This window comes from Taklimakanibacter deserti (assembly GCA_003574785.1).
Window position 1 is genome coordinate 76,841 of the sequence record QORU01000017.1, and the last position, 26,233, is coordinate 103,073.

Sequence of the window (26,233 nt, forward strand, 5' to 3'; positions counted from 1 at the left end):
GGCATGATCCGTTACGATCTCATTTGTGAAGAAGGCCATGAATTCGATGGCTGGTTCTCCAACAGCGCCGCTTTCGACGAGCAGTCGCGCAAGGGATTCGTCTCCTGCATCCATTGCGGATCGACCAGGGTCGAAAAGCAGCTGATGGCGCCGGGCATTCCGGTCAAGAGCAACCGCAGAAGCGAACCGGCGCCGAAGCCCGTGCTGGCCACGACCCTCGATCCGCGCCAGCAGAAGCTCGTCCAGGTGATGCGCGAATTGCGCAAGGCGGTCGAAGAGAATGCCGAATATGTCGGCGACAAATTCGCCGAGGAAGCGCGCAAGATCCATTATGAGGAAACCGAGAAGCGCGGCATCTATGGCGAGACCACGACCCAGGATGCCGAAGCGCTGATCGAAGAGGGCATCGAGATCCATCCTCTGCCGATTCTGCCTGAAGACGGCAACTGATCCCCCCAACTCGTCATGGCCGGGCTGTGCTAATTCCCCGGCTTCTGCGCCACCAGCATGTAGTTCACATCCATGTCGCGGGCTCTCCGCCATTCGCCTGAGAAGGGATTGTAGGTGACGCCGGTGCGGTCGAGCTGCCTGAGGCCGCTTGCCTCAAGCCAGCCTTCGAGCTCCGCGGGCGTTATGAACTTCTCCCATTGATGGGTGCCCTTGGGCAGCCAGCCCAATATGTATTCGGCACCGACGATGGCGAGGCCGAAGGATTTGAGCGTCCGGTTGAGAGTGGCGATAAAGATCAGCCCATTGGGCTTCAGCAGCGCGCCGCAGGTCTCGACGAAGCCCTTGGGATCGGCGACATGCTCGATCACCTCCATGTTGAGAATCACATCGAAGGTCTCGCCCTCAGCCGCCAGGGCTTCCGCCGTCTGGGCGCGATAGTCGATGGCGAGGTCCTGCTCTTGCGAATGGACGCGGGCGGTCGAGATGTTCTTCTCGGAAGGGTCGATCCCGGTGATCGTGGCGCCGAGCCTCGCCATGGGCTCGGTCAGGAGCCCGCCGCCGCAGCCGATGTCCAGGAATCTGAGGCCCGCGAAGGGCCGCCGCTCAAACGGATCGCGGGCGAAGCGGGCCGTGACCTGCTCCTTGATGTAAGCAAGCCGGACCGGATTGAAGACATGCAGGACCGCGAATTTGCCGGTCGGATTCCACCATTCCGCGGCGATTTTCGAGAATTTCTCGACCTCGGCCGGGTCGAGGCTCTTGGCTTCAAAAGCGGGCGTCATCAGAACTCCAGAATTTCCTTTCCTATTATTGCATAGAGAGGGGCCCTCATCTATGACTACGCCGCGCCGCATCCCTCCCCAGATCAAGGTTCGAGGACAGGGCGTGTCAGGGACCTGTCCGGGGCCCCGGGCGCGTGAGGAAAGAGGTTTTGGGCCATGGGCCGCTTGGTGATGAAATTCGGGGGAACGTCGGTTGCCGATGTCGAGCGCATCCGCAATGTCGCGCGCCATGTCGAGCGCGAGGTCAAAGCCGGGCACGAGGTCGCCGTCGTCGTCTCGGCCATGGCGGGCACGACCGACAGGCTCGTCTCCTGGTGCCGGGAAGCGGCCTCCGTCCACGATGCCCGCGAATATGACGCGATCGTCGCCTCGGGCGAGCAGGTCACGTCCGGCCTCCTCGCCATCGTGCTGCAGGACATGGGCATACCGGCAAGGTCCTGGCATGGCTGGCAGGTCTCGGTGAAGACCGACGGCGTCCATGGCGCCGCCCGCATCGTCTCGATCGAGGCCAGCGAATTGCGCAAGCGCATGGAGCAGGGCCAGGTCGCCGTCGTGGCGGGCTTCCAGGGCATCGGCCCCGACCGGCGCGTGACCACGCTGGGGCGCGGCGGTTCCGACACGTCGGCCGTGGCCTTGGCGGCCGCCCTCGAGGCGCGCTGCGACATCTATACCGATGTCGACGGCGTTTACACGACCGATCCCCGCATCGACTCGCGGGCGCGCAAGCTCGATCGCGTCTCCTATGAGGAGATGCTGGAAATGGCCTCGGCCGGCGCCAAGGTCCTGCAGACACGCTCGGTTGAGTTGGCCATGGTTTACAAGGTACCCTTGCAGGTGCGCTCGAGCTTCGAGCCGCCCGATGCCGCCAATCAGAACCGGCCGGATGGTTCGGGGCCCGGAACACTCGTATGCGATGAGGACAGTATCGTGGAACAGCATGTCGTAAGCGGGATCGCTTATACCAAGGATGAAGCCAAGGTCTCGATCCGCCGGGTGAAGGACAAGCCGGGTGTCTCGGCCTCGATCTTCGGGCCGCTGGCCGAAGCCGACATCAGCGTGGACATGATCGTCCAGAATGTCTCGGCCGATGGTGAGACCGCGAACATCACCTTCACCGTGGCGCGCAAGGACCTGCGCAAGGCGCTGGAAGTCCTGCAAGGGCTGAAGGACAAGGTCGGCTATCACGAGCTCAGCCATTCGCTCGACGTCGCGAAAGTGTCGGTGATCGGCATCGGCATGCGGAGCCATGCCGGCGTCGCCGCCAAGATGTTCAAGTCGCTGGCCGAGAAGGGCATCAATATCCAGGCGATCGCCACCTCCGAGATCAAGATCAGCGTGCTCATCGATGAAGCCTATACCGAGCTCGCGGTGCGCTCGCTGCACACGGCCTATGGGCTCGAAGGGGCGAACTGAAGAATGACGATGGCATTGCGCCATAGACACTGTCGGCAATGGCAACCGGCCATGCCGGCCGCCATCGTAAAAGCGCTCAGGCCATACAAGGCGCGAGCGATTTTTACGGGAAGCGCGCGTGAGGACACCGCCTGATGGTCACATCCGCCCTAGGCCCGCGTGTTCTCCTCAGGAGGCTCCGCGAGGTCATGGCGGAGCCCGAGGCGGCACAGAAGCGGCTCGACAAGATCGTCGTCCTGATCGCGGCCAACATGGTCGCGGAAGTGTGCTCCATCTATGTGATGCGCCCCGGCCAGGTGCTCGAGCTCTATTCGACTGAAGGCTTGAAGCGCGAAGCCGTCCACTTGTCGAAACTGAATGTCGGCGAAGGCCTCGTCGGCATCATCGCCGGCGAGGCGCAGCTCCTCAACCTCGCCGATGCGCAGGCGCATCCGGCCTTCAAATACCTCCCCGAGACGGGTGAGGAAGTCTACAACTCCTTCCTCGGCGTACCGATCCTGCGCAACGGCATCGTCATCGGCGTGCTCGTGGTGCAGAACCGCACCCGCCGCCATTACACCGAGGAAGAGGAAGAAGCGCTGCAGACGACGGCGATGGTCTTGGCCGAGATCATCGCCTCGGGCGAGCTCACCGAGGTGGCGCGCGACGTCGCCGCCGACATCGCCCATGTGCGCAGCCATCATGTGAAGGGCGACGCGCTGGCCGACGGCCTGGCGCTCGGCCATGTCGTGCTGCACGAGCCGCGCGTCGTGGTCGAGAACCTCATCGCCGAGAACATCCCCAAGGAGAAGGCCAGGCTCGACGGCGCCATCGAGCAATTGCGCGCCCATGTCGACGAGCTCGTCGATGGCACCGAGACGCGGGGCGGCGAATATTCGGAAGTGCTCGAGACCTTCCGCATGTTCGCGCATGACCGGGGCTGGGTGAACCGGCTGCGCGAGACGGTTGAGACCGGCCTCACCGCCGAGGCCGCGGTCGAGCGCGTGCAGAGCGACAACCGGGCGCGCATGATGCGTACCCCCGATCCCTACTTGCGCGAGCGCATGCATGATCTCGACGATCTCGCCAACCGGCTCCTGCGCATCCTGACCGGGCAGATCGCCACGGCGTCGCGCGGCGACCTTCCGCAGAACGCCATCGTGGTGGCGCGCAACATGGGCCCCGCCGAGCTCCTCGATTACGACCGCACCAAGCTGCGCGGCGTCATCCTCGAGGAAGCGGGCACCACCAGCCATGTGGCGATCGTGGCGCGGGCGCTCGGCATCCCCGCCGCCGGCCAGGTCGAAGGCCTCATCGATGTCGTCGACACCGGCACGCCGATCATTCTCGACGGCACCTCGGGCGATGTCTATGTCCGTCCCTCGCTCGACATCGAGCGCGCCTATGCCGACAAGGTGCGCTTCAATGCCAGGCGCCAGGCGCAGTTCCAGGCGCTCCGCGACACGCCGGCGATGACCAGGGACGGGATCAAGATCGAGCTCGGCATCAATGCCGGCCTCCTGGTCGACCTGCCGCATCTGCATGATTCAGGGGCGGAGAGCATCGGCCTGTTCCGCACCGAATTGCAGTTCATGATGGCGCAGCATTTCCCGCGCCTCGATGCGCAGGTCCGGCATTACCGCGGCATTTTGGCGGCCGCCAATCAGCGTCAGGTGACGTTCCGCACCCTCGATATCGGCGCCGACAAGCTCCTGCCTTATCTGCGCCAGGTGAAGGAGGACAATCCGGCCATGGGTTGGCGCGCCATCCGCATGGCGCTCGACCGGCCGGCCTTGCTGCGGCTGCAGCTTCGCGCCCTCCTCAAGGCCGGCGCCGGGCAGAAATTGCGCATCATGTTCCCGATGATCGCCGAGGTCACAGAATTCCTCACCGCCAAAACGATGGTCGAGAAGGAGAAGGCGCATCTCAAGGAGCGCGGCCACAAGCTGCCCGTCGCGATCGAGCTCGGCGCCATGATCGAGGTGCCGGCCCTCGTCTGGCAGCTCGATGAGCTCCTGCCCGAGCTCGATTTCGTCTCCATCGGCTCGAACGACCTGCTGCAGTTCCTCTATGCGTCGGACCGCCAGAATCCAAGGCTCGCGCATCGCTACGATCCGCTGTCGCCCGCCATCCTCAAGACCATCCGCGCCATCGTCGAGGCGGGTGCGGAGCACGGCGTCCATGTCAATCTATGCGGCGAGATGGCGGGACGTCCGCTCGAGGCCATGGCGCTGATCGGCCTGGGGCTGACCTCGATCTCCATGGCGCCGGCGGCGATCGGGCCGGTCAAGACCATGATCCTCTCGACCGACCGGGCAAAATTATGGGCTTTCATGGAGCCGCTGCTGCACAAGCGCGACCAGACGCTGCGCCTGGCGCTCACGTCTTTTGCCAAGTCGCAGGGCATCCGGCTGATTTGATCGCGAAAAACGGACGGCGTTAGCCTTCTGCTTACCATTCTGAGGCATGTTCAGGGGACTCATTAGCGTTACCGGCTGGTTAAGGCCGGCTGTCCGGAGAAGTGCTCCATGGATGTTCTTGTCCCCGATCATGATCGCGAGCCTGCGCTCGACTCGACCCCGTTCTACCGCCCGAAGCCGGACGGTGATCTCAATCCCGCCGGTGAAGCCGGCTGGTACCTGCAGCGCGAGCGCGAGAAGCGCGGCTTGAGCCTCGATCAGATCTGCGAAGCGACCGGCATCCATCCTTATCACGTCGAAGCCATCGAAATGGGCGACCTGACCCGGCTGCCGCAGCGCCTCGAAGCGCTCGAGATGGTCGGCATCTATGGCGAGTATATGGGCTTCGAGCCCGAACCCCTCGTCACCCATTACGCCGCTTTCCTGCCGCGTCCCCAGGGCAACCAGGGCAAGGCGCATCCGGCGGATCCCGGCCCCTTGTCCAGCGCCAAGATCCTCAGATTCGGCAAGATGCCGCCTTTCCCGCGCTTCAGCATCAAGTCCTTCCCGGGCGGTGCCGGCGGCGTCATCGGCTCGTGCTTTGCCGCCATCCTGCTCTTCGCCGCCGCGAGTTGGGTGATGCAGCCGGTGCCCGGCATACAGCCGGGCGAAGAGACGGCCCAGAACGAGCCCCTCGACCAGGCCGGCGATCCGATGCCCACCGCCACGACCGGACAGAGCGATACCGACGTCGCGGTCAGCGAAGAGCCGATGCCGGAAGAAGGTGCGCAGGCCAAGGTCGAGGACGAAACGCCGTCGGCCGGCAAGGAGCCCACGGGCGAAGAGGATGGTCTCTCAGGGATCGGCGCCTTCATCGAGGATGGTTTCCAGCAGGGGTCCGAAACGCAGCCGCAGAAGGCGGCGCCGACGCCCCAGTCCAAGAAGCCCGCTGCCGACAAGCCAGCCGCGGCGACGCCACCGGCCGATCCGGGCTCCCGCCTGGTGTTGAGAGCCAAGGCGCCCGTCTGGGTGCGCATCGAGGATGCGCAAGGCAATGTGGTGATGACGCAGATGCTGCGCGGCGGCGACACCTATAGCGTGCCCGACCGCCAGGGCCTGGTGGTCATCGCGCGTGACGGCGGGCTGCTCTCCTACATCATCGACGGCAAGGAGCGCGGCATCCTGGGCACGCCGGGACAGATCCTGGTCGGCCAGCCGCTCGACATCCCGACGCTCGAGAAGCGCGGGTAAGCCTCACGCTGGGCTTGGCGGAAGCATCCCGCTTCCGCTAAAAGCCCGCGGCATGAGTGCCATTCCGCAAGCCAAGCTCGACCGCATCCAGCAGCGTTTCGCCGTCATCGAGGCGGAACTCACCCAAGGTGCGCAGGCTGAGACCTTCGTCAGGCTGTCGAAGGAATATTCCGAGCTCGGCCCCGTGGTGACGGCGGCGCGGGCGCTGGCCAAGGCCAGGTCCGATCTCGCCGGGCTGGACGAGATGATCGCCTCGGGTGATCGCGACATGGCCCAAATGGCCGAGGCCGAGAAGCCCGAAATTGCCAAGCGCATCGGCGAGCTCGAGCAGCAGCTGAAAATCCTGCTCCTGCCCAAGGACGCGGCCGATGAGCGCAATGTCATCCTCGAAGTCCGGGCCGGCACCGGCGGCGATGAGGCCGCGATCTTCGTCGGCGACCTGTTCCGCATGTATCAGCGCTATGCGAGCGTCAAAGGCTGGCGGGTCGAGGTGATCTCGGCGAGCGAAGGCGATCACGGCGGCTACAAGGAGATCATCGCGACGATCACCGGGGCCGGGGCCTATGCCCGTCTCAAATTCGAATCGGGTGTGCACCGGGTGCAAAGGGTCCCGGAGACCGAGGCGCAAGGCCGCATCCATACCTCGGCCGCGACGGTCGCGGTGCTGCCCGAGGCGGAAGAGGTCGATATCGAGATCAACGACGCCGATCTGCGCATCGACGTCTATCGCTCGTCCGGTCCCGGCGGCCAGTCGGTCAACACCACCGACAGCGCGGTACGCATCACCCATATCCCCTCAGGGCTGGTCGTCGCCCAGCAGGACGAGAAGTCGCAGCACAAGAACAAGGCGAAGGCGCTGAAGATCCTGCGCGCCAGGCTCTATGAGCGCGAAAGACAGCGCCTCGATGCCGAGCGCTCCGCCACCAGGCGCGGCCAGATCGGCTCGGGCGACCGCTCCGAGCGCATCCGCACCTATAATTTCCCGCAAGGGCGGGTCACCGACCATCGCATCAACCTCACCCTCTACAAGCTCGACCAGGTGATCGAGGGGCCCGGGCTCGAGGAACTGGTCAGCGCGCTGATGACGGAGCATCAGGCCGAGCTTCTCGCCGCCGCCGAGGCCGATGCGGCGTAGCTTGGTTTCCAGCACTTCCCAGACCCCCACCCCTGACCCCTCCCCGCAAGGGGGAGGGGAAACGGCAAAGAGCCTGTTGGACGCCGCCAAGAATGCCCTCGCGGCGAAGGGCAATCCGACGCCGGCGCTCGATGCCAGGCTCCTGCTGCAGCAGGCGGCGGGCCTCGGCCACGAAACCCTGATCGCCGATCCGCAGCGGCCCGTCGCGCCGGAAGCGGCGGCGCGGTTCCGGGAATTCCTGGAGCGCCGCCTCGCGGGGGAGCCGGTCGCGCGCATCCTGGGCGAGCGCGAGTTCTATGGGCGTGCCTTCAGGATCACGCCCGCGACGCTCGATCCCCGGCCCGACACCGAGACGCTGATCGAGGCGACGCTCTCCTTCATGCCCAGGGAAGACGCCTGCCGCATCATCGATCTGGGCACCGGCTCCGGCATCATCGGCGTGACGCTCCTCGCCGAGCGCCCAGAAGCCCGGGCGGTGATGACGGATATTTCGGCCGACGCGCTCGCCGTCGCGCAAGACAATGCCCGCCGCCACGGCGTCCTCGCCCGGGCGCGCTTCGCGGAAGGGAGCTGGTTCGCCGGCACGGAAGGCCCTTTCGACCTCGTCCTCTCCAACCCGCCCTATATCCCGCAAGCGATTCTCCAAACCCTTGCGCCCGAGGTGCGGAACTTCGACCCGGAGAGCGCCCTGGTGGCCGGCGCGGACGGGCTTCAGGCCTACCGCGAAATCGCTAAGGTCGCAGGGCCGCACCTCGCTCCCGACGGCCGTGTCATCGTCGAGATCGGTGAAGGCCAAGCACTTGATATAGAACATATTTTCAAGACCTCTGGATTCGCGCCGGCGGGGCGCTGGCAGGACCTTGCCCGGCATGTGCGCTGCCTGGGCTTCAGCCATGCTTGAGGCGCGACAAAAAAGGGGTTGGAAATGACCAGGGGAAGGGCTACCTTAGTTCTGGTATTTCGTTCTGCCCGTTGCGATTAGCGCTAGACGGCAGGTGACGGGGCGGGCCCAGAGGGCAAGAGGTCCCATCCACATGAAGATTAGCGCGGTTGAAATGTAGCGGGTCCAAGCCAGGATACGTTTCTCAGGCAGGACAGACCTCCTAAACCACAGGGACAGATTTGGCAGGGCTCGTTTGAGAGTCGATCGTCGATCAGAAATTATGCCGGAGCGGCATGATGTGATTCTGCGTGTGGGTAAACCGCGGACAATATGAATCTGAATTAAAGCATGAGTGGAAAATGAGACCAGGTCAGCACAACAAGCGGGGCCGCGGCCGGAATCGTCGTCACAATGGCGGCGGAGGCGGCGGCGGTGGCGGCGGAAACCCGCTCAATCGCGTCTATGAGAGCAACGGACCCGATGTGAAGGTGCGCGGCACGGCGCAGACGGTCGCCGACAAATATCTCCAGCTCGGCCGCGACGCCCAAGTCTCCGGCGACATCGTGATGGCCGAGAGCTATTATCAGCATGCGGAGCATTATCTGCGCATCCTCGCCGCGGCCCAGGCCTATCAGCAGCAGATGCAGCAGCAATATCGCCGGCCGGAAGACGACTATGGCGATGATGACGAGATGGATGCGAGCCCTGAGGGCGACGACGGCCAGCCGGAGATCGGCGAGCGCCCCGGTTTCGCTGGTGAAACGGGCGAGCAGCCGGAGAGCTTCGATCCGGGCGAGGGGCGGCGCGACTACCAGCAAGGCAATCGCGGCCCCGACCAGCAGGGCGAGCGGCGCGACCGCCATGACCGGCGCGACCGTTTCCGTCCGCGCTGGGACCGCAACCGCGGCGAGGGCCAGGAACAGGGCCGCTATGGCAATCCGCAAAACCAGCAGCCTTATCAGCGGCGCGAGGAGCCGGAAGCGCAGCCGCCTCCGGTCGAGGCCGAGAAGCCGGCGCCCGCCGCCGAGCCGGCACCTGCGGCACCCGCGGCCGCAGCCAAAGGCGTCGATGAGAAATGGGATGGCCCGCAGCCTTCCTTCCTGAAGCGCCCGGCCAGTGGCACGGGCCGCGGAAGACGGCCGCGCCGCGAAGCCGCACCGGCCGCTGAGTCCGAGGAAGCACCGCAGGCCGACTGATCAGTCGCATCGCGGCGAAGCTGAAGACTTCGCCGCGATGGATTCGCGCCGAGTGACTATCTACGGTGATTGGTAGATGAAAAACTGCTCGCTGCGCACAGTTGCGGGCAGCGGCAGCCGCCGCGCCTGCGGCAGGTTCAAGGGCAGATCCGACAGCACGATGGCGCCGGGTGCCAGGAGATCGGGCAGGCTTGCGCTCACCAGAGCCGCAACCTCGCGATTGTAGCCGTCGTCATAGGTTCCGGCGTCGGAATTCACCAGGATCGCCTGGCCGGCAAAGCGCGCGCGGGCTTGAGGCAAGGTATCGGAGAATTTGCCCAGCATGAGATGGTCCGCATCGGGCGTGCAATCCGGAAAGCAATCGACTTCCCGGTCGAACACGAAGATCTCGCGTTCCGGCAGATGCCGGCGCAGGTGATCATAGGTACGGCCATGGCCGAGCCCAAGCTCGAAGACGACGCCCGGCCTGTCCTTGATTTCGCGGAACGCCCAGTTCAGGCATTGATGCTGGGCCTCGAGCCGGAAAAGCAGGCGCTCGAGCCGCGAGTATCGATCCTCACGGTTACTCTGTGCTTCCTGTACTGCTGTCATGACGATGCTGATTCACGCAAGAATGAAGCCCGCTTACGGGTTTGTTCCATAGAGCAAAATCGGGTCGCAACACAGTCTCTCCACAGGTAAATTCTGGCGTCCAACCAGAATATGCCCGGAGGTTGCACGAAGAACCGCCGGGTGGGGACTCGTGAAGCAGTGAGCCTCAGCGGCGGCGAGAACTCTATAGGTTTTCCCCTCTCCCGTTGCAAAGCAATGGGAGAGGGTGCCCGAAGGGCGGGTGAGGGCTCTTCCTTCACGCCTCCGGAAGTTTGTCTTCCAATGCGAGAAGGATCATGTCCATACATCGTCGAACTTCCGGTAAACATCGTCATTCATGACACGGACAATCCTGTAGCCTTGCGCCCTCAGATAGGCTGATCGGCGCTGGTCGTAGGCAATCTCGTGATCTTCCGAATGCGTTGCGCCATCGACCTCGACGATGAGACGGGCGTCGCGGCAAAGAAAATCAACGGTGAAAGGGCCGATCGAATATTGCCGGATAAACTTGTAGTTCTGGAGTCTTCGCCCGCGCAGCCCTGACCAGAGTCGCACTTCGGCGGGTGTCTGGCTGTGGCGTAGCCGGCGAGCTTGATCCCGGCGCTTCTGGTCAGTGATGGCCATGCCTCCAATCTTATCGCCTTGCCACTGATCCGCAAAAGAGCCCTCACCCGGCCTTCGGCCACCCTCTCCCATCCTTCGGACGGGAGAGGGGGAAACCTACGCAGATCCCGTTTCTGGGCCGGGCGGCAACCTTGTCCCTCGGAAAACCTTTCCTATATCTGGCTTGCGGCCGATAATGGTCCGGAACAGGATCGCCTCCTTGAGGGTTCCAGCTTCCGTGACGTTGCGGCCGGATTTCAGCCAAAGACGGCGTCACGGGAGAGTGCCATGATGGGCTCTCATGGGCGTGCCGAGGAGGAGAAGTAAGCCATGGATTTCGAGAAATACACCGAGCGGGCCCGCGGTTTCATCCAGTCGGCCCAGGCGCTCGCCTTGCGCGAGGGCCATCAGCGCTTCAGCCCCGAACATCTTCTGAAAGTCTTGCTCGATGACGAGGAAGGCCTCGCTTCGAGCCTGATCAGTGCCGCCGGCGGCAACAGCCGGCTGGCGCTCGCCGAGACCGAAGCGGCGCTGAAGCGCCTGCCCAAAGTATCGGGCGGCGGTGCCGGACAGGTCTATCTGGCGCCCGAGACGGCGCGTGTCTTCGAGGCGGCAAATCAGCTCGCCCAGAAGGCCGGCGACAGTTTCGTGACGGCCGAGCGTTTGCTGCAGGCGCTGGCGATCGAGAAGTCGGACGCCCAGAAGGCGCTGAAGGATGCGGGTGTCACGCCCCAGGGCCTCAACGAGGCGATCAATGCGCTGCGCAAGGGGCGCACCGCCGATTCGGCCTCGGCCGAGCAGGCCTATGACGCGCTCAAGAAATATTCGCGCGACCTCACCGAGGCGGCGCGCTCGGGCAAGCTCGACCCGGTGATCGGACGCGACGACGAGATCCGCCGCACCATCCAGGTGCTGTCGAGGCGCACCAAGAACAATCCCGTCCTCATCGGCGAGCCGGGCGTGGGCAAGACCGCCATCGCCGAAGGCCTCGCTCTGCGCATCGTCAATGGCGACGTGCCGGAGAGCCTCAAGGACAAGAAGCTGCTCGCCCTCGACATGGGTGCCCTCATCGCCGGCGCCAAATATCGCGGCGAGTTCGAGGAGCGCTTGAAGGCGGTGCTCCAGGAAGTCACGGCGTCGGCCGGCGGCATCATCCTCTTCATCGACGAGATGCACACGCTCGTCGGCGCCGGCAAGGCCGACGGCGCGATGGATGCGTCCAATCTTCTGAAGCCCGCTCTGGCGCGCGGCGAATTGCATTGCGTCGGCGCCACCACGCTCGATGAATACAGGAAGCATGTCGAGAAGGACGCGGCGCTGGCGCGGCGCTTCCAGCCGGTCTTCGTGGGCGAGCCTACCGTCGAGGACACGATCTCGATCCTGCGCGGCATCAAGGAGAAATATGAGGAGCACCACAAGGTCCGGATCACCGATTCGGCGCTGGTGGCTGCGGCCCAGCTCTCCAACCGCTACATCACCGACCGCTTCCTGCCCGACAAGGCCATCGACCTCATGGACGAGGCGGCTTCGCGCCTGCGCATGCAGGTCGATTCCAAGCCCGAGGAGCTCGACGCCCTCGACCGCGACATCATGCAGATGCAGATCGAGCGCGAGGCCTTGAAGAAGGAGACCGACCGCGCCTCCAAGGACCGGCTCGCCCGGCTCGAGAAGGAACTCGCCGATCTCAAGGAGCGCTCCGCCACGCTGACGCGCAAATGGCAGGCGGAGAAGGAGAAGCTCGCTTCCGCGGCGACGATCAAGAAGGAGCTCGGCGATGCGCGCACCCTTCTCGAACAGGCGCAGCGCAAGGGCGACTTCGCCAAGGCGGGCGAGCTCGCTTACGCCACCATCCCGGGCCTCGAGAAGAAGCTCAAGGAGGTCGAGGAGGCCGCCAAGGGCAATCCGATGGTCGAGGAGGCGGTGACCGAGAACCACGTGGCGCAGGTCGTGTCGCGCTGGACCGGCATCCCCGTCGACAAGATGCTGGAAGGCGAGCGCGACAAGCTGCTCAAGATGGAGGAAGGCTTGGGCAAACGCGTGGTCGGCCAGGCCGAGGCGGTGAAGGCCGTCGCGACGGCGGTCCGCCGCGCCCGCGCCGGTCTCCAGGATCCCAACCGCCCGATCGGCTCCTTCATGTTCCTGGGGCCGACCGGCGTCGGCAAGACCGAGCTCACCAAGGCCTTGGCCGCGTTCCTGTTCGACGACGAGCATGCGATGGTGCGCATCGACATGTCGGAATACATGGAGAAGCATTCCGTCGCCCGTCTCATCGGGGCGCCTCCGGGCTATGTCGGCTATGACGAGGGCGGGGCGCTCACCGAAGCGGTGCGGCGCCGGCCCTATCAGGTCGTCCTCTTCGACGAGATCGAGAAGGCGCATCCCGATGTGTTCAACGTGCTCCTCCAGGTGCTCGACGACGGCAGGCTCACCGACGGCCAGGGCCGCACGGTGGACTTCCGCAACACGCTCATCGTGATGACCTCCAATCTGGGCTCGGAATATCTGGTGAGCCTGGGCGAGGACCAGGATGTCGATGTGGTGCGCCAGCAAGTGATGAATGTGGTCAGAAGCCACTTCCGGCCCGAATTCCTGAACCGGCTCGACGAGATCATTCTCTTCCATAGACTCAAGCGCGAGCATATGGGCGCCATCGTCGATATCCAGCTCGGGCGGCTGGCCAAGCTGCTCGTCGAGCGCAAGATCAAGATCGATCTCGACAAGGCGGCGCATGACTGGCTCGCCGAGAAGGGCTATGACCCGGCCTATGGCGCGCGTCCCCTGAAGCGCGTGATCCAGAAGTCGCTGCAGGATCCGCTCGCCGAGGAGATCCTCGCCGGCAATGTCTCGGACGGCGACACGGTCAATGTCGGCGCCGGCAAGGACGGGCTCACGCTGAAAGCGGGCAAGTCGAAGGCGAAAGCGGCATAAGCCCGTTTCCAGCCATGGTGACGATCAAGGAGCGGAAGAGATTCCGCTCCTTTTTCATTCTTGAGATACGCCTGGTAAAAATTACGCAACGATATATGCAATCCTGAGTCGCACGCCGTGGGCCACCTTTGGTCGTGGTGCCGAAAAAATAGGCACCGGTTTGTGGCGCGGCTGCAACACGTTCCGCAAAATTTTGATTACTTTAAGGAATCATCTGGCATCTGTCATATCGGGCAATTAGACCGAAGATTATTTTTCGGGTGACGGGGGCAATATGGGACGTTCGACGCATGCCGCGCTGCAAGGCGTGATCCAGGAAACTGCGCGGCGCTCGCGCCTCCTCTCCTGCACGGCACTGGCCTCAAGCCTCGTCATCGGCGGTTTCGTTCTCGCCACGCCCGCCTTTGCCGGCGATGAGACCGGAGCCAATGGCGATGACGGTCTTCCGGTCGTTGTCGCCCCTGTCATTTTCCCGACGATCACCACCGAACCCGTGAATATCGTTGTCGTGCCTCCTCCTCCCCCCGCCGATAATGACGGCACTCAGGGCCTCGCCGCCATCGGCACGCAAGGGACGCCCGGTAATCCCGGTCCGCCCGCTCCTCCCGATGGCGACGGCGGCGATGGCGGTCCGGGTGGAAGCGCCAACGGTACCGGTGGCAATGGCGGCAATGGCGGGTCGAAAACGGGGTCGGGAACGGGTCCCATCGCCGTCGACATCGACGGCAACATCGTCAATCCGGCTGTTATTGACGTGACGGGGCAATCGATGACCGGCGGCGCCGGTGGTGCCGGCGACAGCGGCACGGGTGGCAGCGGTGCCGAGGCCGCCGGCGATGGCGGTGACGGTGCGCCGGGCGACAATGTCGGCCCGGCGGCCTTCGGGCCTTCCGGTGGTGTTGGCGGTCGCGGCGGCGATGCCGATGGCACCGGCGGCAATGGCGGCAATGGCGACTTCGGCATAGGCGGCCATATCGGCGCGATCACCGTGGACGTCTCCGGCACGATCAACAGCGGCGTCGCGATCGATGCCACCGGCGGCAACGGCACCGGCGGCAAAGGCGGCGCGGCGGGCGCCGGCCAAGGCGGCGAGGCGGGAACGGGCGGTGCCGGCGGGTCCGGTGGCAGCGTGAGCATTTTCACCGACGGCAATAGCGGCCTTGGCGGTCCTGGCGGTCTGGCGGCGCCCGGCGGCAATGCGATCGGGACCGGCGGCGAGGGCGGCGATGGCGCCGACGGCACGGGCGGCAATGTCGGCGGGATCATCGTCGCGGCGAGCGGCATCGGCGGCGGCGTCAGCATCGATTCCGAAGCCGGGATCGGGACGGGCGGCAATGGCGGCGCCGGCGGCGATGGCACCGGCGGCACGGGTGGCAGCGGCGGCACTGGCGGTGGCGGCGGCAAGAGTTTCGGGCCGAGCGGAACCGGCAACAATAATGACGGTGGTCTCGGCGGAGATGGCGGCACCGGCAGCAGCGGCCTCGCTGACGGTACGGGCGGTACCGGCGGCGATGGCGGCGATGGCACGGGCGGCAGCACGGGCGACATGATCGTCACCACCGGCGGCGATGTGAGCGGGGATATCGATATCTCCTCGATTGCGGGAGCGGCCAAGGGCGGCTCGGGCGGCGCCGGCGGAGTCGGCCTGGGTGGCACGGCGGGGGTCGGTGGTGCGGGCGGTGCCGGCGGCGATACGGTGGTCGTCGATGCGGGCGAAGAGCTGGATGCCGGCGATGACAATGACGGCGGTCAGGGCGGCGACGGCGTGGCGGGCCGCGGCGCCAATGCGCAAGGCGGCAACGGCGGCACGGGCGGTGACGCGACGGGCGGCAGCTCCGGAAGCATCGACCTCACCGGCATCATCGGCAATGTCAGTGGCGACATCCTCATCCAGTCGACGGGCGGTGAGGCCAATGGTGGCATCGGCGGCAAGGGCGGCAATGCCGCGGGGACAGCAGGCGGTGCCGGCGGCGCTGGCGGTGCCGGCGGTAATGTCGGGCCGATCGACACGGGCAACAACAACAATGCCGGCAACGGCGGCCCTGGCGGACTGGGCGGCGCTTCGGATGGCCATGGCGGCAACGGCGGCGATGGCGGCGACGCCTTGGGCGGCAATGCCGGCAGTGTCGTCATCGATCGCCTCGGCAACACCTCAGGATCGATCATCATCACCTCGGCGGGCGGCGCGGCTACCGGCGGCGAAGGCGGTGCTGGCGGCAATGGAACGACGGTTCAGGCGGGCAGCGGCGGCACTGGCGGCGCTGGCGGCAATGTCGGGACGGTGAACAGCGGCAGCGGCAATATTGCCGGCACCGGCGGCACGGGCGGGATGGGCGGCGGCGGTGCCGACGTCTCGGGCGGCGCGGGCGGCAATGGCGGCGATGCGGAAGGCGGCGATGCCAGCGTGATCGTCGGCAATAGCGGCAATATCTCGACCGCGGGCGCCAACAGCATCGACATCACGGCAAGCGGTGGTGCGGCCACGGCTGGCGCCGGCGGCGATGGCGGGACGGCCACTGCAGGCCAGGGCGGCACCGGCGGCACGGGTGGTGCCGGCGGCACCGGGGGCAATGGCGATGGCTCCGGCGGCACAGGCGGTAAGGGCGGGGATGGCGGCAACGCCACGAGCGGCGCTGGCGGCAATGGCGGCGATGCCACCGGCGGATCGGTCTCGGTCAATGTCAGCAATAGCGGCGACATCACCACCACCGACGGAAGCGCGATCCGCATCGTCGCGACCGGCGGGGCGGCCACCGCCGGCGATGGCGGCGATAGCGGCATGGCTCAGGCCGGCACTGGCGGTGAGGGTGGTGCCGGCGGCGCGGGCGGAGCGACCAATGGCAATAATGGCGACGGCGGTAACGGCGGCAATGGCGGCAGCGCCTTTGGCGCGAATGGCGGCAATGGCGGCTCGGCGACGGGCGGCTCGGCCGAGGTCGCCGTCACCAATAGCGGCCGGCTCTTCGCTAGCGGGAACGGCATCGACGTCACGGCGACATCGGGCCTTGCCACGCCCGGCCAAGGAAGCACCAGCCAGGCGCTGCAGGCCGGCGCGCTTGGCGGCGGCGGGACTGGCGCCACGGCTGGCGGCGGAGCGGATGGTCTCGACGGTGTCGGGGGACAGAACGGGACGGTCATCGGCGGCAATGCCGGCGAAGACGGCCTCCAGGGGGTAAACGGCTCGAGCTCGATCACCGTCAACAACAGCAACCTGATCGATGTCGGCGGCACGGGTGTCAGGGCTCAGGCCAATGGCGCAAACAGCACGATCATCGTGAACAACAATGGCGGAAGCATCCTCGGCGGCGGTGCGGGCAGTGGTGTTGACCTAAGGACGTCGAGCGTATTCAACAGCAGCATCACGATCGAAAATTCGGGATTGATCACGGCGGACAACCTGTTCGCCATCAACACCAAAGGTTCCTCGACCTTGATCACCAATACCGGCACGGTGCGGGGCTTCCTCGATCTGACCGGCGAATTCGACTTGTTCCATAACCAGGCGGGCGGCATCTTCGAAGCCAAAGGCACGTCCGATTTCAGTTTCGAGGGCGTCATTGGTGAGGACATCTTCCACAACGACACCGGTGCCACGGTGCTGAGCGCCGTCGATCCGGCCAGTGACGAGACTGTCCGCTTCGACAATCTCGAACGGTTCAAGAATGCCGGCTTGATTTCGATGGCGGACGGCGCTGCGGGTGACACGCTCACCATGAGCCGTCCTGGATTCGGCACGATATATGAGGGCGTTGGCGGCAGGCTCGTAGTCGATGCGGTGCTGGCGGCGCCGGGAACGGGCCTTTCGGACGAGCTCAGGATCACGGGCATCACACAGGGCACGACCAGTGTTGCGGTCAATGTCGTCGATGTGCAGGGCGCCAATAGCGACGGCATTGCGGTGGTCACGGTGGTCGGCGGAACGTCGGCGGAAGGCGACTTCGATCTCGAGAACGAGCCGATCAATGCCGGCTTCTTCGCCTGGGACTTGCGATATGACGGCATCGCCAAGCAGCATGAGCTCTATACGGCCGGCCTCGGCAACGGCGCCTATGAATTCGCTGCCGGCATCACTGGCGCCCAGGACATCTGGCGCCAGACGACGGGCACGCTGTTGCAGCGCCAGGCGGATTTGCGTCCGCTGCTCGAAGGCACGGCCGTGACGCCGGTCGCCGATTTCGCCGAGCCGGTGGAGCGGACGCCCGCCGCCAGCATCACGCCCGGCTTCTGGGTGAAAGGTGTGGGCGCCTGGCTCGAGCGCGAAGAGGGCGATGATCTGACCAAGACCGATCGCGACCAGACGATCTGGGGCGGCCTCGCGGGCTTCGACTTCGGCACCGAGCGTGCCGGGCAAGTGTGGATGTTCGGCCTGTTCGGCGGCTATCTGACCTCCGATCTCGATTTCGATCAGACCAACACCGAATGGACATATGAAGGCCCGACGATCGGCGCCTATGCGACCTATCTCGACCATGCCTTCTCTGTCGATGCGGTCGTCAAGGCCGACTTCCTCGATGTCGACATCGATGCGAGCAACTTGGCGGCGCAATCGGGCGATGCCGACACGGATGTGACGAATATCGGCGGCCGGATCGACACGGGCTACAAATTCGGCTTCGGCAATGGCGGCTTCATCGAGCCGCAGGCGTCATTGGCGGTGGTGAACACCGAGATCGACGACACCGACATTTTCGGCGGCACGGTGGAATATGACGACGAGACGAGCGTGCAAGGCCGCCTGGGCCTGAGACTCGGCTTCGACACTACGAGCGAGAGCGGCGCGGTGTTCTCGGGCGATGTGATCGCGAGCGTGTGGCGGGAGTTCAATGGCGACAACGACGTCACGATCTTCGCGCCGGGGCTTCCGGGCTCGCTCGATGCAACGGACTCGCCGAGCGAGACGGTGGGCGATATCTCGCTGGGCTTCAGCGTCGCGGCGCCTGACGGCTGGTCGGGTTTCGTGCGCGGCGACTACCAGTTCGCCGACGATTATGAGGCGATCATCGGCAATGCCGGGGTGAGATACGCCTGGTAGAGGTACCCGCCGACCTTGCTCCGCCGAGGCGAAGCCTCGGCTTCGCGAAGGCTAAAGGCAGGCCTCGAAGGGGCGGCAAGCGGCCAGATCGTCGTCCCCCGCGAATCTTGCTGGAACTCTATTTTACCTAGAAGAAGATTGGGGCTTGGCCACCCTGGTTCAGCGTCCAGCCCGCAAGTGGTTGCACCTGTAGTCTAGAATTATATTCTTGTAATCGGATTAAAAAGGGGAAATTTGTTGCCTTTTTACCCCTATTTCGCTCCAGACTGTGGCGCGATTGCAACAGTTTTTATTAATTCCGGGAATCGCTTACGCCGGCCTAGCCGGGTTCCCCTCTGTCGGGGTAAACCTTGCGTAATTCCACTTCTTACGCCGGGGGACCCATCTAATGACCGTTCTAAAGACGTCGGCTTTCACCGCTTTGGTTCCGCAGCAGACAAGGCGCGCCGGCCTTCTGTCCTGCACGGCAGTGGCCGCTCTCATTCTCGGCGGCGCGGCCGGCATCACGCCCACCCTTGCGGCGGATCAAACGGGAGCGCCGGCAGGCGCGGTAGTGAACGGCGATGGGACCGACTTCAACTTTGTCGATATAATTGTGAGCGGCGATACCGCCATCGCGCCGATCACCAGCGTCGGCGTCGTCACGGATGGCGCGGGCACGGCCGCCAATGGCAATAACGGCGTGGGCCAGCCCCCGGTGACCAATGGCGGGAATGGCACGGATGGTGCCGATGCACCTCCCTCGCCCCCGGGCAATGGCGGCACGGGCGGTAACGGCAGCAATGCCCGCGGCTTCGGTTCGGCGGGCGCCGCCGGTTCCGGTACCGGCGGCTTTGTCGATGACATCAATATCACCGTGACCGACGGCGGCAGCATCACCTCCGCCGTCTCGATCATCACCCAGGGCGGCAACGGCACCGGCGGCGGCCCGGGCAATGGCGGCAACGGCACGGGCGCCATCGCCGGCAATGGCGGCAATGGCGGCGAGGGCGGCGATGCTCCGTCTTCGGCCGTCAACGGCACGTTCACGGGCAATGGCGGCGCGGGTGGAACCGGCGGCCAGAACGATCTCGCCGGTCCTGGCGGCGCCAGCGGCTTCGGCGGCGCGGGCGCCACCGGCGGTGCCGGGAATGGCGGCAATATCGGCGCGGTCACCATCGATGTCGACGGCAATATCAACGGCCTGGTCGGTATCGCAGCGGGGAGCACCACCACGGGCCTCGGCACAGGCGGCCAAGGCGGTGCGGGCGGTAACGGAACCGGAGGCACGGCGGGCGGCAATGGCGGCAATGGCGGCGCTGCGGGAGATTTCGACAACACCCCCGGAGGCGGCGAGACCGACTTGGTCGGAGATAACAACACCGGCGGCACGGGCGGTGTCGGCGGTGCCGGCGGTGCGACGAACGGCGTGGGCGGCGCCGGCGGCGCCGGCGGCGCGGGCAACAGCGGTAATATCGGCGCGGTCACCGTCACTGCCGGCGGCGACATTGCGGGCGGCTCGTTCACCATGGTCACGAGCACCGCTACCGGCGGCTTGGGCGGCGTCGGCGGCATCGGCACCGGCACAGCTGGCGCCGGCAATGGCGGAACGGGTGGCGCCGGCGGCGACATCGGGGATATCGATCCCGGCAGCGGGAACACCGCGGGCACGGGCGGTGCCGGCGGCGCGGGCGGCACGGCGAACGGCACGGGCGGCGCGGGCGGCGCGGGCGGCGTTGCCAATGCCGGCGATATCGGCGAGATTTTTCTTTCGGCCACCAATTTCACCTCCGGCATCGGGGCCATCGAGGCGGGGGGCCAGGCTAATGGCGGAAACGGCGCTGTGGGTGGCGCAGCCTTTGGCGGCACCGGCGGCGAGGGCGGCGACGGCGGCCGGGGTGGGACGATCGAGGCCATCGTAGGCAATAACAATACCAGCGGACTTGGCGGTCTCGGCGGGCAAGGCGGTTCGGGCGATGCCACAGGCGGCGCCGGCGGTGCCGGCGGTGCCGCCTTTGGCGGGAATATCGACGGCCTGGATGTCGTTGTGAGCGGCAATGTCGCCGGAGGGATATTCTTCGATGCGGGAGGTCTTATTGGGCCCGGCCCTGCCCATGCCTTGGGCGGCGAAGGCCGCACTGGCGGCGCGGCCACGGGCGGTGAGGGCGGCCTGGGCGGTGAAGGCGGCGAAGGCGGCGAAATTGAGGTCGTCAGTGATGGCTTCAACAATAAGGGCGGCGCCGGCGGCGGCGGCGGCGCCGGCGGCAACGCCAATGCCGTGGGCGGCGAGGGCGGCAGAGGCGGCGACGGCACGGGTGGCAGCGTCTTCGACGTGGACATCTTTGTCGGCGGGAATGTCGGCGATACGATTTCTATTGCCGCGATTGCCGGTAACGGCACGGGCAATATAGGTGGCGCCGGCGGTGCGGCGACTGGCGGCATTGAGGATGACGGCGGTGATGGCGGCGGCGGTGACGGCGGCGCGGGCGGTGATGGCGGCGACATCCTGGGCGTCCTCGAGGAAGGGCAGAATGTCAGCGGCGCTGGTGGTGCCGGCGGCGCCGGCGGCAGCGCCACGGCCACGGGCGGCAAGGGCGGCGATGGCGGCCATGGCATCGGTGGGAACGTCGACTACGTCAACATCGATGTCGACGGCAATGTCGGGAGCAGCGTCGGATTGGACCTCACTGCCGGGTCCGGCCTAGGCAGGAGCGGCGGCGTCGGCGGCGCGGCCACGGGCGGTGACGGCGGCGATGGCGGCACGGGTGGTGCCGGCGGCGGTATGCTCGGTGTGATCACCAATGCCAATGCCGGCGGGGCCGGTGGCTTTGGCGGCGTCGGCGGCAGCGGCAATGCGTTGGGCGGCGCCGGCGGCCATGGCGGCACCGGCACGGGCGGTGACGTGACGGATGTGTTCGTCGACATCGCCGGCAATATCGGCGGCAGCATGACCCTGCGGGCCTTTGGGGGCGTGGGCACGGGCGGCGACGCTGGCGACGGCGGCGATGCGCTGGGCGGCACGGGCGGCACCGGCGGTGAAGGTGGCGAGGGTGGTGGTTTTGGCGCCCTTGCGAATGGCGATGGTAATCTTGGCGGCGCGGGCGGCGCGGGCGGCGCCGGCGGCAACGCCAATGCGACCGGCGGCAATGGCGGCAATGGCGGCACCGGCACGGGCGGTAATATCAATACGGTCGACCTCTATGTCGGTGGCAGCATCCCCCAGGGCATCGATATCGATCTGGCTGCCGGCAACGGCGGCGGTGGCGATGGTGGCGACGGCGGTGACGCGACCGGTGGCACCGGCGGCAATGGCGGCGCCGGCGGCGAAGGCGGCGGCTTCGGCATCGTCGGAATCAATGGTGTGATTTCGAACAGTGATGCTGACAACAACATCGCCGGTGCTGGTGGAATCGCCGGGGGCGCCGGTAACGCCAATGCCGAGGGTGGCGATGGCGGCCATGGCGCCGCGGGCTTTGGCGGGAATATCGAAAATGTTCAGATCACGACGGGCGGTCTGGTCGGCGGCATGGGCATCGATGTGCTGGCGAATGCCGGCGACGGCATCGGTGGTGACGGTGGCCTGGGCGGCAATGCGACCGGCGGCACCGGCGGCACCGGCGGCAATGGCGGCGACGGCGGCGATATTTTTGCGGTCGTCAATGGTGACGGCAACAAGGCCGGCAATGGCGGCAATGCCACTGACCCCCTCGACCCCAACCGCAACGGCGACGGCGGTGATGCCACGGCGCTTGGCGGCAATGGCGGCGATGGCGGCGACGGCACCGGCGGCAGCAGCAGTCTCAGCATAGACGCGCTGGGCGGAATCAACGCCACGACGGTCACGGGCGGCATCAACGTCATCGCCAGCGGCGGCGATGGCACGGGCGGCGACGGCAACAATGGCGGCAATGCCCAGGGCGGCACCGCCGGCAATGGCGGCAATGGCGGCAATGGCGGAACCATTGGCAATATAGGGCTCACGTTTATTGGCGACACCACCACCGGCAGCAACAATATCGGCGGCAATGGCGGCACGGGCGGCAATGGCGGCGTGGCTCATGCCCGGGGCGGCGAGGGCGGCGACGGCGGCGATGGCACCGGCGGCAACGCCAATGTCGATGTCTACAACGGCAATACCATCAACTCGACAAGCAGGGGCATCAACGTCGAGGCCGACGGCGGCATAGGCACGGGCGGCAATGGCGGCAATGGCGGCAATGGGACCGGCGGCACCGCCGGCAATGGCGGCAATGGCGGCCTGGGCGGCGATGTCGACACGACCATAGTCGGTTCCGGCACCGGCAATACTGGCGGCAATGGCGGCAATGGCGGCAATGGCGGGCTCTCCGATCCGTTCGGCCTGGGCGGCAGCGCCAATGGGCTCGGCGGCTCCGGCGGCAATGGCGGTTTTGGCCGGGGCGGCAATGCCGATGTCGTCGTCGTTAGTGACGGCGCGATCAATTCGGTGAACGAAGCCATCATGGTCCAGGCCAATGGCGGCAACGCCTTCGGCGGCAATAGCGGCAATGGCGGCACCGGCACTGGCGGCGATGGCGGCGATGGCGGCCAGGGCGAATCCAGTGGCGCTGGCCAGGTCCCAGGTGCCAATGGCGGCAATGGTGGCAATGGCGGCGACGCCGGCGATGGCTTCGCCGGCGCGGCCGGCGGCGCGAGCGCCGACCCGTTCGACAGCGTCAGCGACGCCTTTGGCGGCGATGTGACGGTCGATATCACCAGTAACGCCGCTGTGACGGTCACCGGCAACAACGCGGCGATCGTGGTGATTGCCAATGGCGGCGATGCCACGGGCGGCAATGGCGGCAATGGCGGCGGCGGCAATGGCGGCGACGGCGGCACCGGCGGCGATGGCGGCAGCGGCCTCATCTTGGGCGGCAATGGCGGCAATGGCGGCTTCGGCGGCGACAGCGATGCCGCGGCCGGCGGCAGGGGCGGCGACGCCTTTGCCGGCGACGTCCTGGTCAATGTCCGCAACACCGCCAACATCCTGACCACCGGCGGCGCCAATGCCGACGGCATCCATATCAGGACCTCGAGCGGCACCGGCACCGGCGGCGACGGCGGTGAAGGCGGCTCAGGAACGGCTGGCACCGGCGGCAATGGCGGCACTGGCGGTGCCGGCGACACCAACGGCGCAGATGGCACCGACCGGCCCAGCGGCGGCGCGTCTTCCGCGGCTGATGGCTTGGACGGCACCGGCACCCATGGCACCAACACGGTCAATATCTTCAACTCTGCGATCGTGGACGTGACCGGGCGTGGTGCCTTCGTGAATGCTGTGGGCAATCAGGACAACGTCTATGTCGAGAACCACGGCACGTTCGTCGGCGACGAGGGCGGCCTCGATCTGAGGACGGATCTCGCTTTCGTCGGCAACTCCAATATCGACGTCGTCAATTCGGCCACCGGATTGATCACCTCGGACAATCTGCTCACGCGTGCGGCGATCAACACCGATGGCGCCAATACCACGGTCTTGAGCGCCGGCGTGGTGCGGGGCTTCGTCGACTTCACCGAACAGGATGACTACTACGAGAACCAGTCGGGCGGCACCTTCGAAGCCAAGGGGATTTCCGACTTCCGCGGCCAGGTCAATGGCGACTTCTTCAACAACATGACCAACGCCACGGTGCTCAGCGCCACCGATCCGACCACCCTCGAGCATGTGCAGATCAACGGGCTCGAGGCCTTCAACAATGAAGGTCTGATCTCGATGGTCGACGGCCAGGAGGGCGACACGCTCACCCTGAGCGCGTCGGCCGGGGTCGTCGGCGGCATCGACTACTTCACCGGCATGGGGGGCACGGGCAGGCTCCGGGCCGACGCCTTGCTGGCAGCGCCAGGGACGGGCTTGTCGGACCGGCTGATCATCAATGGCAGCACGAGCGGGTCGACGTTGCTTAAAATCAACGTCACCAACGTGCTGGGCGCCAATCTCGAGGGTATCCCGGTGGTGGTCGTCAACCCCGACGGTGGCACCGACGAAGGCAACTTCGACCTTGAGAACGGGCCGTTCAATGCCGGCTTCTTCACCTGGGATCTCAGGCTCGATACGACCCCTGCGGGGAGCGATCAGCACGAGCTCTATACGTCGGGCATCGGCGCCGGCGCCTATGAGTTCGCCGCCGGCATCACCGCGGCGCAGGACATCTGGTACCACACGACCGGTATTCTGCTGCAGCGCCAGGCTGACTTGCGGACGCTGCTCGAAGGCACTCAGGTGACGCCGGTCGCCGACTACAGCGAGCCGGTGGAGCCGACGCCTGTCGCGAATGTAACACCCGGCTTCTGGGTCAAGGGTGTCGGCGCCTGGCTCGATCGCGACGATGGCGATGGCCTGAGCTCGACCGATCGCGACCAGTCGATCTATGGCGGCCTTGCCGGCTTCGACTTCGGCAACGAAACTGCCGACGAGGTGTGGATGTTCGGCCTGTTCGGCGGCTATCTCAGCTCCGATCTCAACTTCGACCAGACCGACACCGAGTGGAAGTATGACGGCCCGACGGTCGGCGCCTATGCGACCTATCTCAACAATGCCTTCTTCGTCGATCTGATGGCCAAGGCCGACTTCCTCAATGTCGATATCGATGCGGACAATCTCGGCGGGCCTTCGGGCGATGCCGACACGGATGTGACGAACATCGGTGCCCGCGTCGATGCCGGCTACAAGTTCGGCTGGGGTGGCGGCGGCTTCATCGAGCCGCAGGCGACCTTCGCGGTGGTGAACACCGACATCGACGACACCGATATCTTCGGCGGCACGGTCGATTTCGACGACGAGACGAGCGTGCGCGGCAGGCTCGGCCTGAGGGTCGGCTACGACTCGACGGATGCGAGCGGCACGGTCTTCTCATCGGATGTGATGGCGAGTGTCTGGCAGGAGTTCAACGGCGACAACGACGCCGATATCTTCGCGCCCGGCTTCGGATCCTTCGGCGTGACCGACTCGCCAAGCGAGACGGTGGGCGATGTGTCGCTGGGCTTCGCCGTCGCCGCTCCCGATGGCTGGTCGGGTTTCCTGCGCGGCAACTACCAGTTCGCCGACGACTACGAAGCGATCGTCGGCAATGCCGGCGTGCGATACGCCTGGTAAAAAGAAGAAACGACCCTATTGCGACGGCCTCGAGGGGCGGGAGAAATCCCGCTCCTTTTGTCGTGTGAGGGAGCCCATCACGCTGCGTCGTAAAAAAGCAGAGGCATTCCGCTTCCCTTTGCAACGCTTTTGTTCTATATTCGTTCAGAAAGTGGGTTTGAGACTTTAGATGCGAGATGTAGGAAATATTGCAAAGCACATATTATCAGGGAATAACGCGGCCAAGTTCCCTGCTTCGCGCTCTAAGCTATTGAAATGATTCAGCCCTATGTTTTTTTGCAAAAGTTCCCTGATAATCCCTGCAAATCCCTGAAATTCGGCATGGCCGCGAGGCTGTCTCTCCTGAAGTAAATTCCTATGATTTGAACGGCCCGGTTGCAGTGCCGCATCAGGACTGTGGCCTGCTTGCAACAGTGCCTAATAATTCCGCGGAGACGTCCCTCTGAGACTAGCGGGCCTACCCTCAGGGCAGATAGAGTATTCTTACGCCAAGTAATGGGG

The 26,233-nt window shown here is 65.7% G+C and carries 13 protein-coding genes; 10 read left to right on the forward strand and 3 right to left on the reverse strand.

The annotated features are described in order from the left end of the window. The first annotated feature begins 3 nt into the window (after positions 1–3). Entirely contained in the window at positions 4–450 is a 447-nt protein-coding gene (locus tag DS839_RS29635; protein ID WP_119274129.1) for a DUF1178 family protein, read from the forward strand. A gap of 29 nt (positions 451–479) precedes the next feature. On the opposite strand, the gene ubiG is transcribed toward DS839_RS29635, so the two are convergent. Beyond that, entirely contained in the window at positions 480–1,232 is a 753-nt protein-coding gene (gene ubiG / locus DS839_RS29640) for a bifunctional 2-polyprenyl-6-hydroxyphenol methylase/3-demethylubiquinol 3-O-methyltransferase UbiG (protein WP_119274130.1), read from the reverse strand. Positions 1,233–1,388: 156 nt separating this feature from the next. Here ubiG and DS839_RS29645 point away from each other — a divergent pair, with 156 nt between their 5' ends. From DS839_RS29645 to DS839_RS29670, 6 genes are all read left to right on the forward strand, one after another. Continuing rightward, on the forward strand, positions 1,389–2,645 hold the full coding sequence (locus tag DS839_RS29645) for an aspartate kinase (RefSeq protein WP_119274131.1): 1,257 nt from the start codon (positions 1,389–1,391) through the stop codon (positions 2,643–2,645). Between the two features lie 134 nt (positions 2,646–2,779). Continuing rightward, positions 2,780–5,044, forward strand: a complete 2,265-nt coding sequence (ptsP, locus tag DS839_RS29650) for a phosphoenolpyruvate--protein phosphotransferase (protein WP_119274132.1) — start codon at positions 2,780–2,782, stop codon at positions 5,042–5,044. A gap of 108 nt (positions 5,045–5,152) precedes the next feature. Further along, on the forward strand, positions 5,153–6,274 hold the full coding sequence (locus DS839_RS29655; protein ID WP_119274133.1) for a helix-turn-helix domain-containing protein: 1,122 nt from the start codon (positions 5,153–5,155) through the stop codon (positions 6,272–6,274). Between the two features lie 52 nt (positions 6,275–6,326). Continuing rightward, complete coding sequence (gene prfA / locus DS839_RS29660; RefSeq protein WP_119274134.1) at positions 6,327–7,409, forward strand: peptide chain release factor 1; 1,083 nt, start codon at positions 6,327–6,329, stop codon at positions 7,407–7,409. Positions 7,410–7,485: 76 nt separating this feature from the next. Continuing rightward, complete coding sequence (gene prmC / locus DS839_RS29665) at positions 7,486–8,310, forward strand: peptide chain release factor N(5)-glutamine methyltransferase (RefSeq protein ID WP_162918887.1); 825 nt, start codon at positions 7,486–7,488, stop codon at positions 8,308–8,310. A 341-nt stretch (positions 8,311–8,651) separates the two neighbouring features. Continuing rightward, positions 8,652–9,488 (forward strand): DUF4167 domain-containing protein, encoded by an 837-nt coding sequence (locus DS839_RS29670; protein WP_119274136.1) that lies wholly within the window; start codon positions 8,652–8,654, stop codon positions 9,486–9,488. Positions 9,489–9,548: 60 nt separating this feature from the next. Here the strand turns inward: DS839_RS29670 and DS839_RS29675 are convergent, their stop codons facing one another. Further along, positions 9,549–10,079 carry a class I SAM-dependent methyltransferase gene (locus tag DS839_RS29675; protein WP_119274137.1) on the reverse strand — a complete coding sequence of 177 codons (531 nt, stop codon included), beginning with the start codon at positions 10,077–10,079 and terminating at the stop codon, positions 9,549–9,551. A gap of 294 nt (positions 10,080–10,373) precedes the next feature. Beyond that, positions 10,374–10,703: an endonuclease domain-containing protein gene (locus DS839_RS29680; RefSeq protein WP_368911992.1), complete on the reverse strand. Its 330-nt coding sequence runs from the start codon at positions 10,701–10,703 to the stop codon at positions 10,374–10,376. Positions 10,704–11,012: 309 nt separating this feature from the next. Here DS839_RS29680 and clpB point away from each other — a divergent pair, with 309 nt between their 5' ends. The 3 genes from clpB (at position 11,013) to DS839_RS36710 (ending at position 25,732) form a co-directional block, all read left to right on the forward strand. Continuing rightward, a complete protein-coding gene (gene clpB / locus DS839_RS29685) occupies positions 11,013–13,610 on the forward strand; it encodes an ATP-dependent chaperone ClpB (RefSeq protein WP_119274139.1) in 2,598 nt (865 codons plus the stop codon). Positions 13,611–13,884: 274 nt separating this feature from the next. Continuing rightward, the gene (locus DS839_RS36705) at positions 13,885–18,642 is read left to right on the forward strand and encodes an autotransporter outer membrane beta-barrel domain-containing protein (RefSeq protein ID WP_162918888.1); all 4,758 of its coding nucleotides are present in this window, start codon (positions 13,885–13,887) and stop codon (positions 18,640–18,642) included. Positions 18,643–19,030: 388 nt separating this feature from the next. Then, a complete protein-coding gene (locus DS839_RS36710) occupies positions 19,031–25,732 on the forward strand; it encodes a hypothetical protein (protein ID WP_162918889.1) in 6,702 nt (2,233 codons plus the stop codon). Positions 25,733–26,233 lie beyond the last annotated feature (501 nt).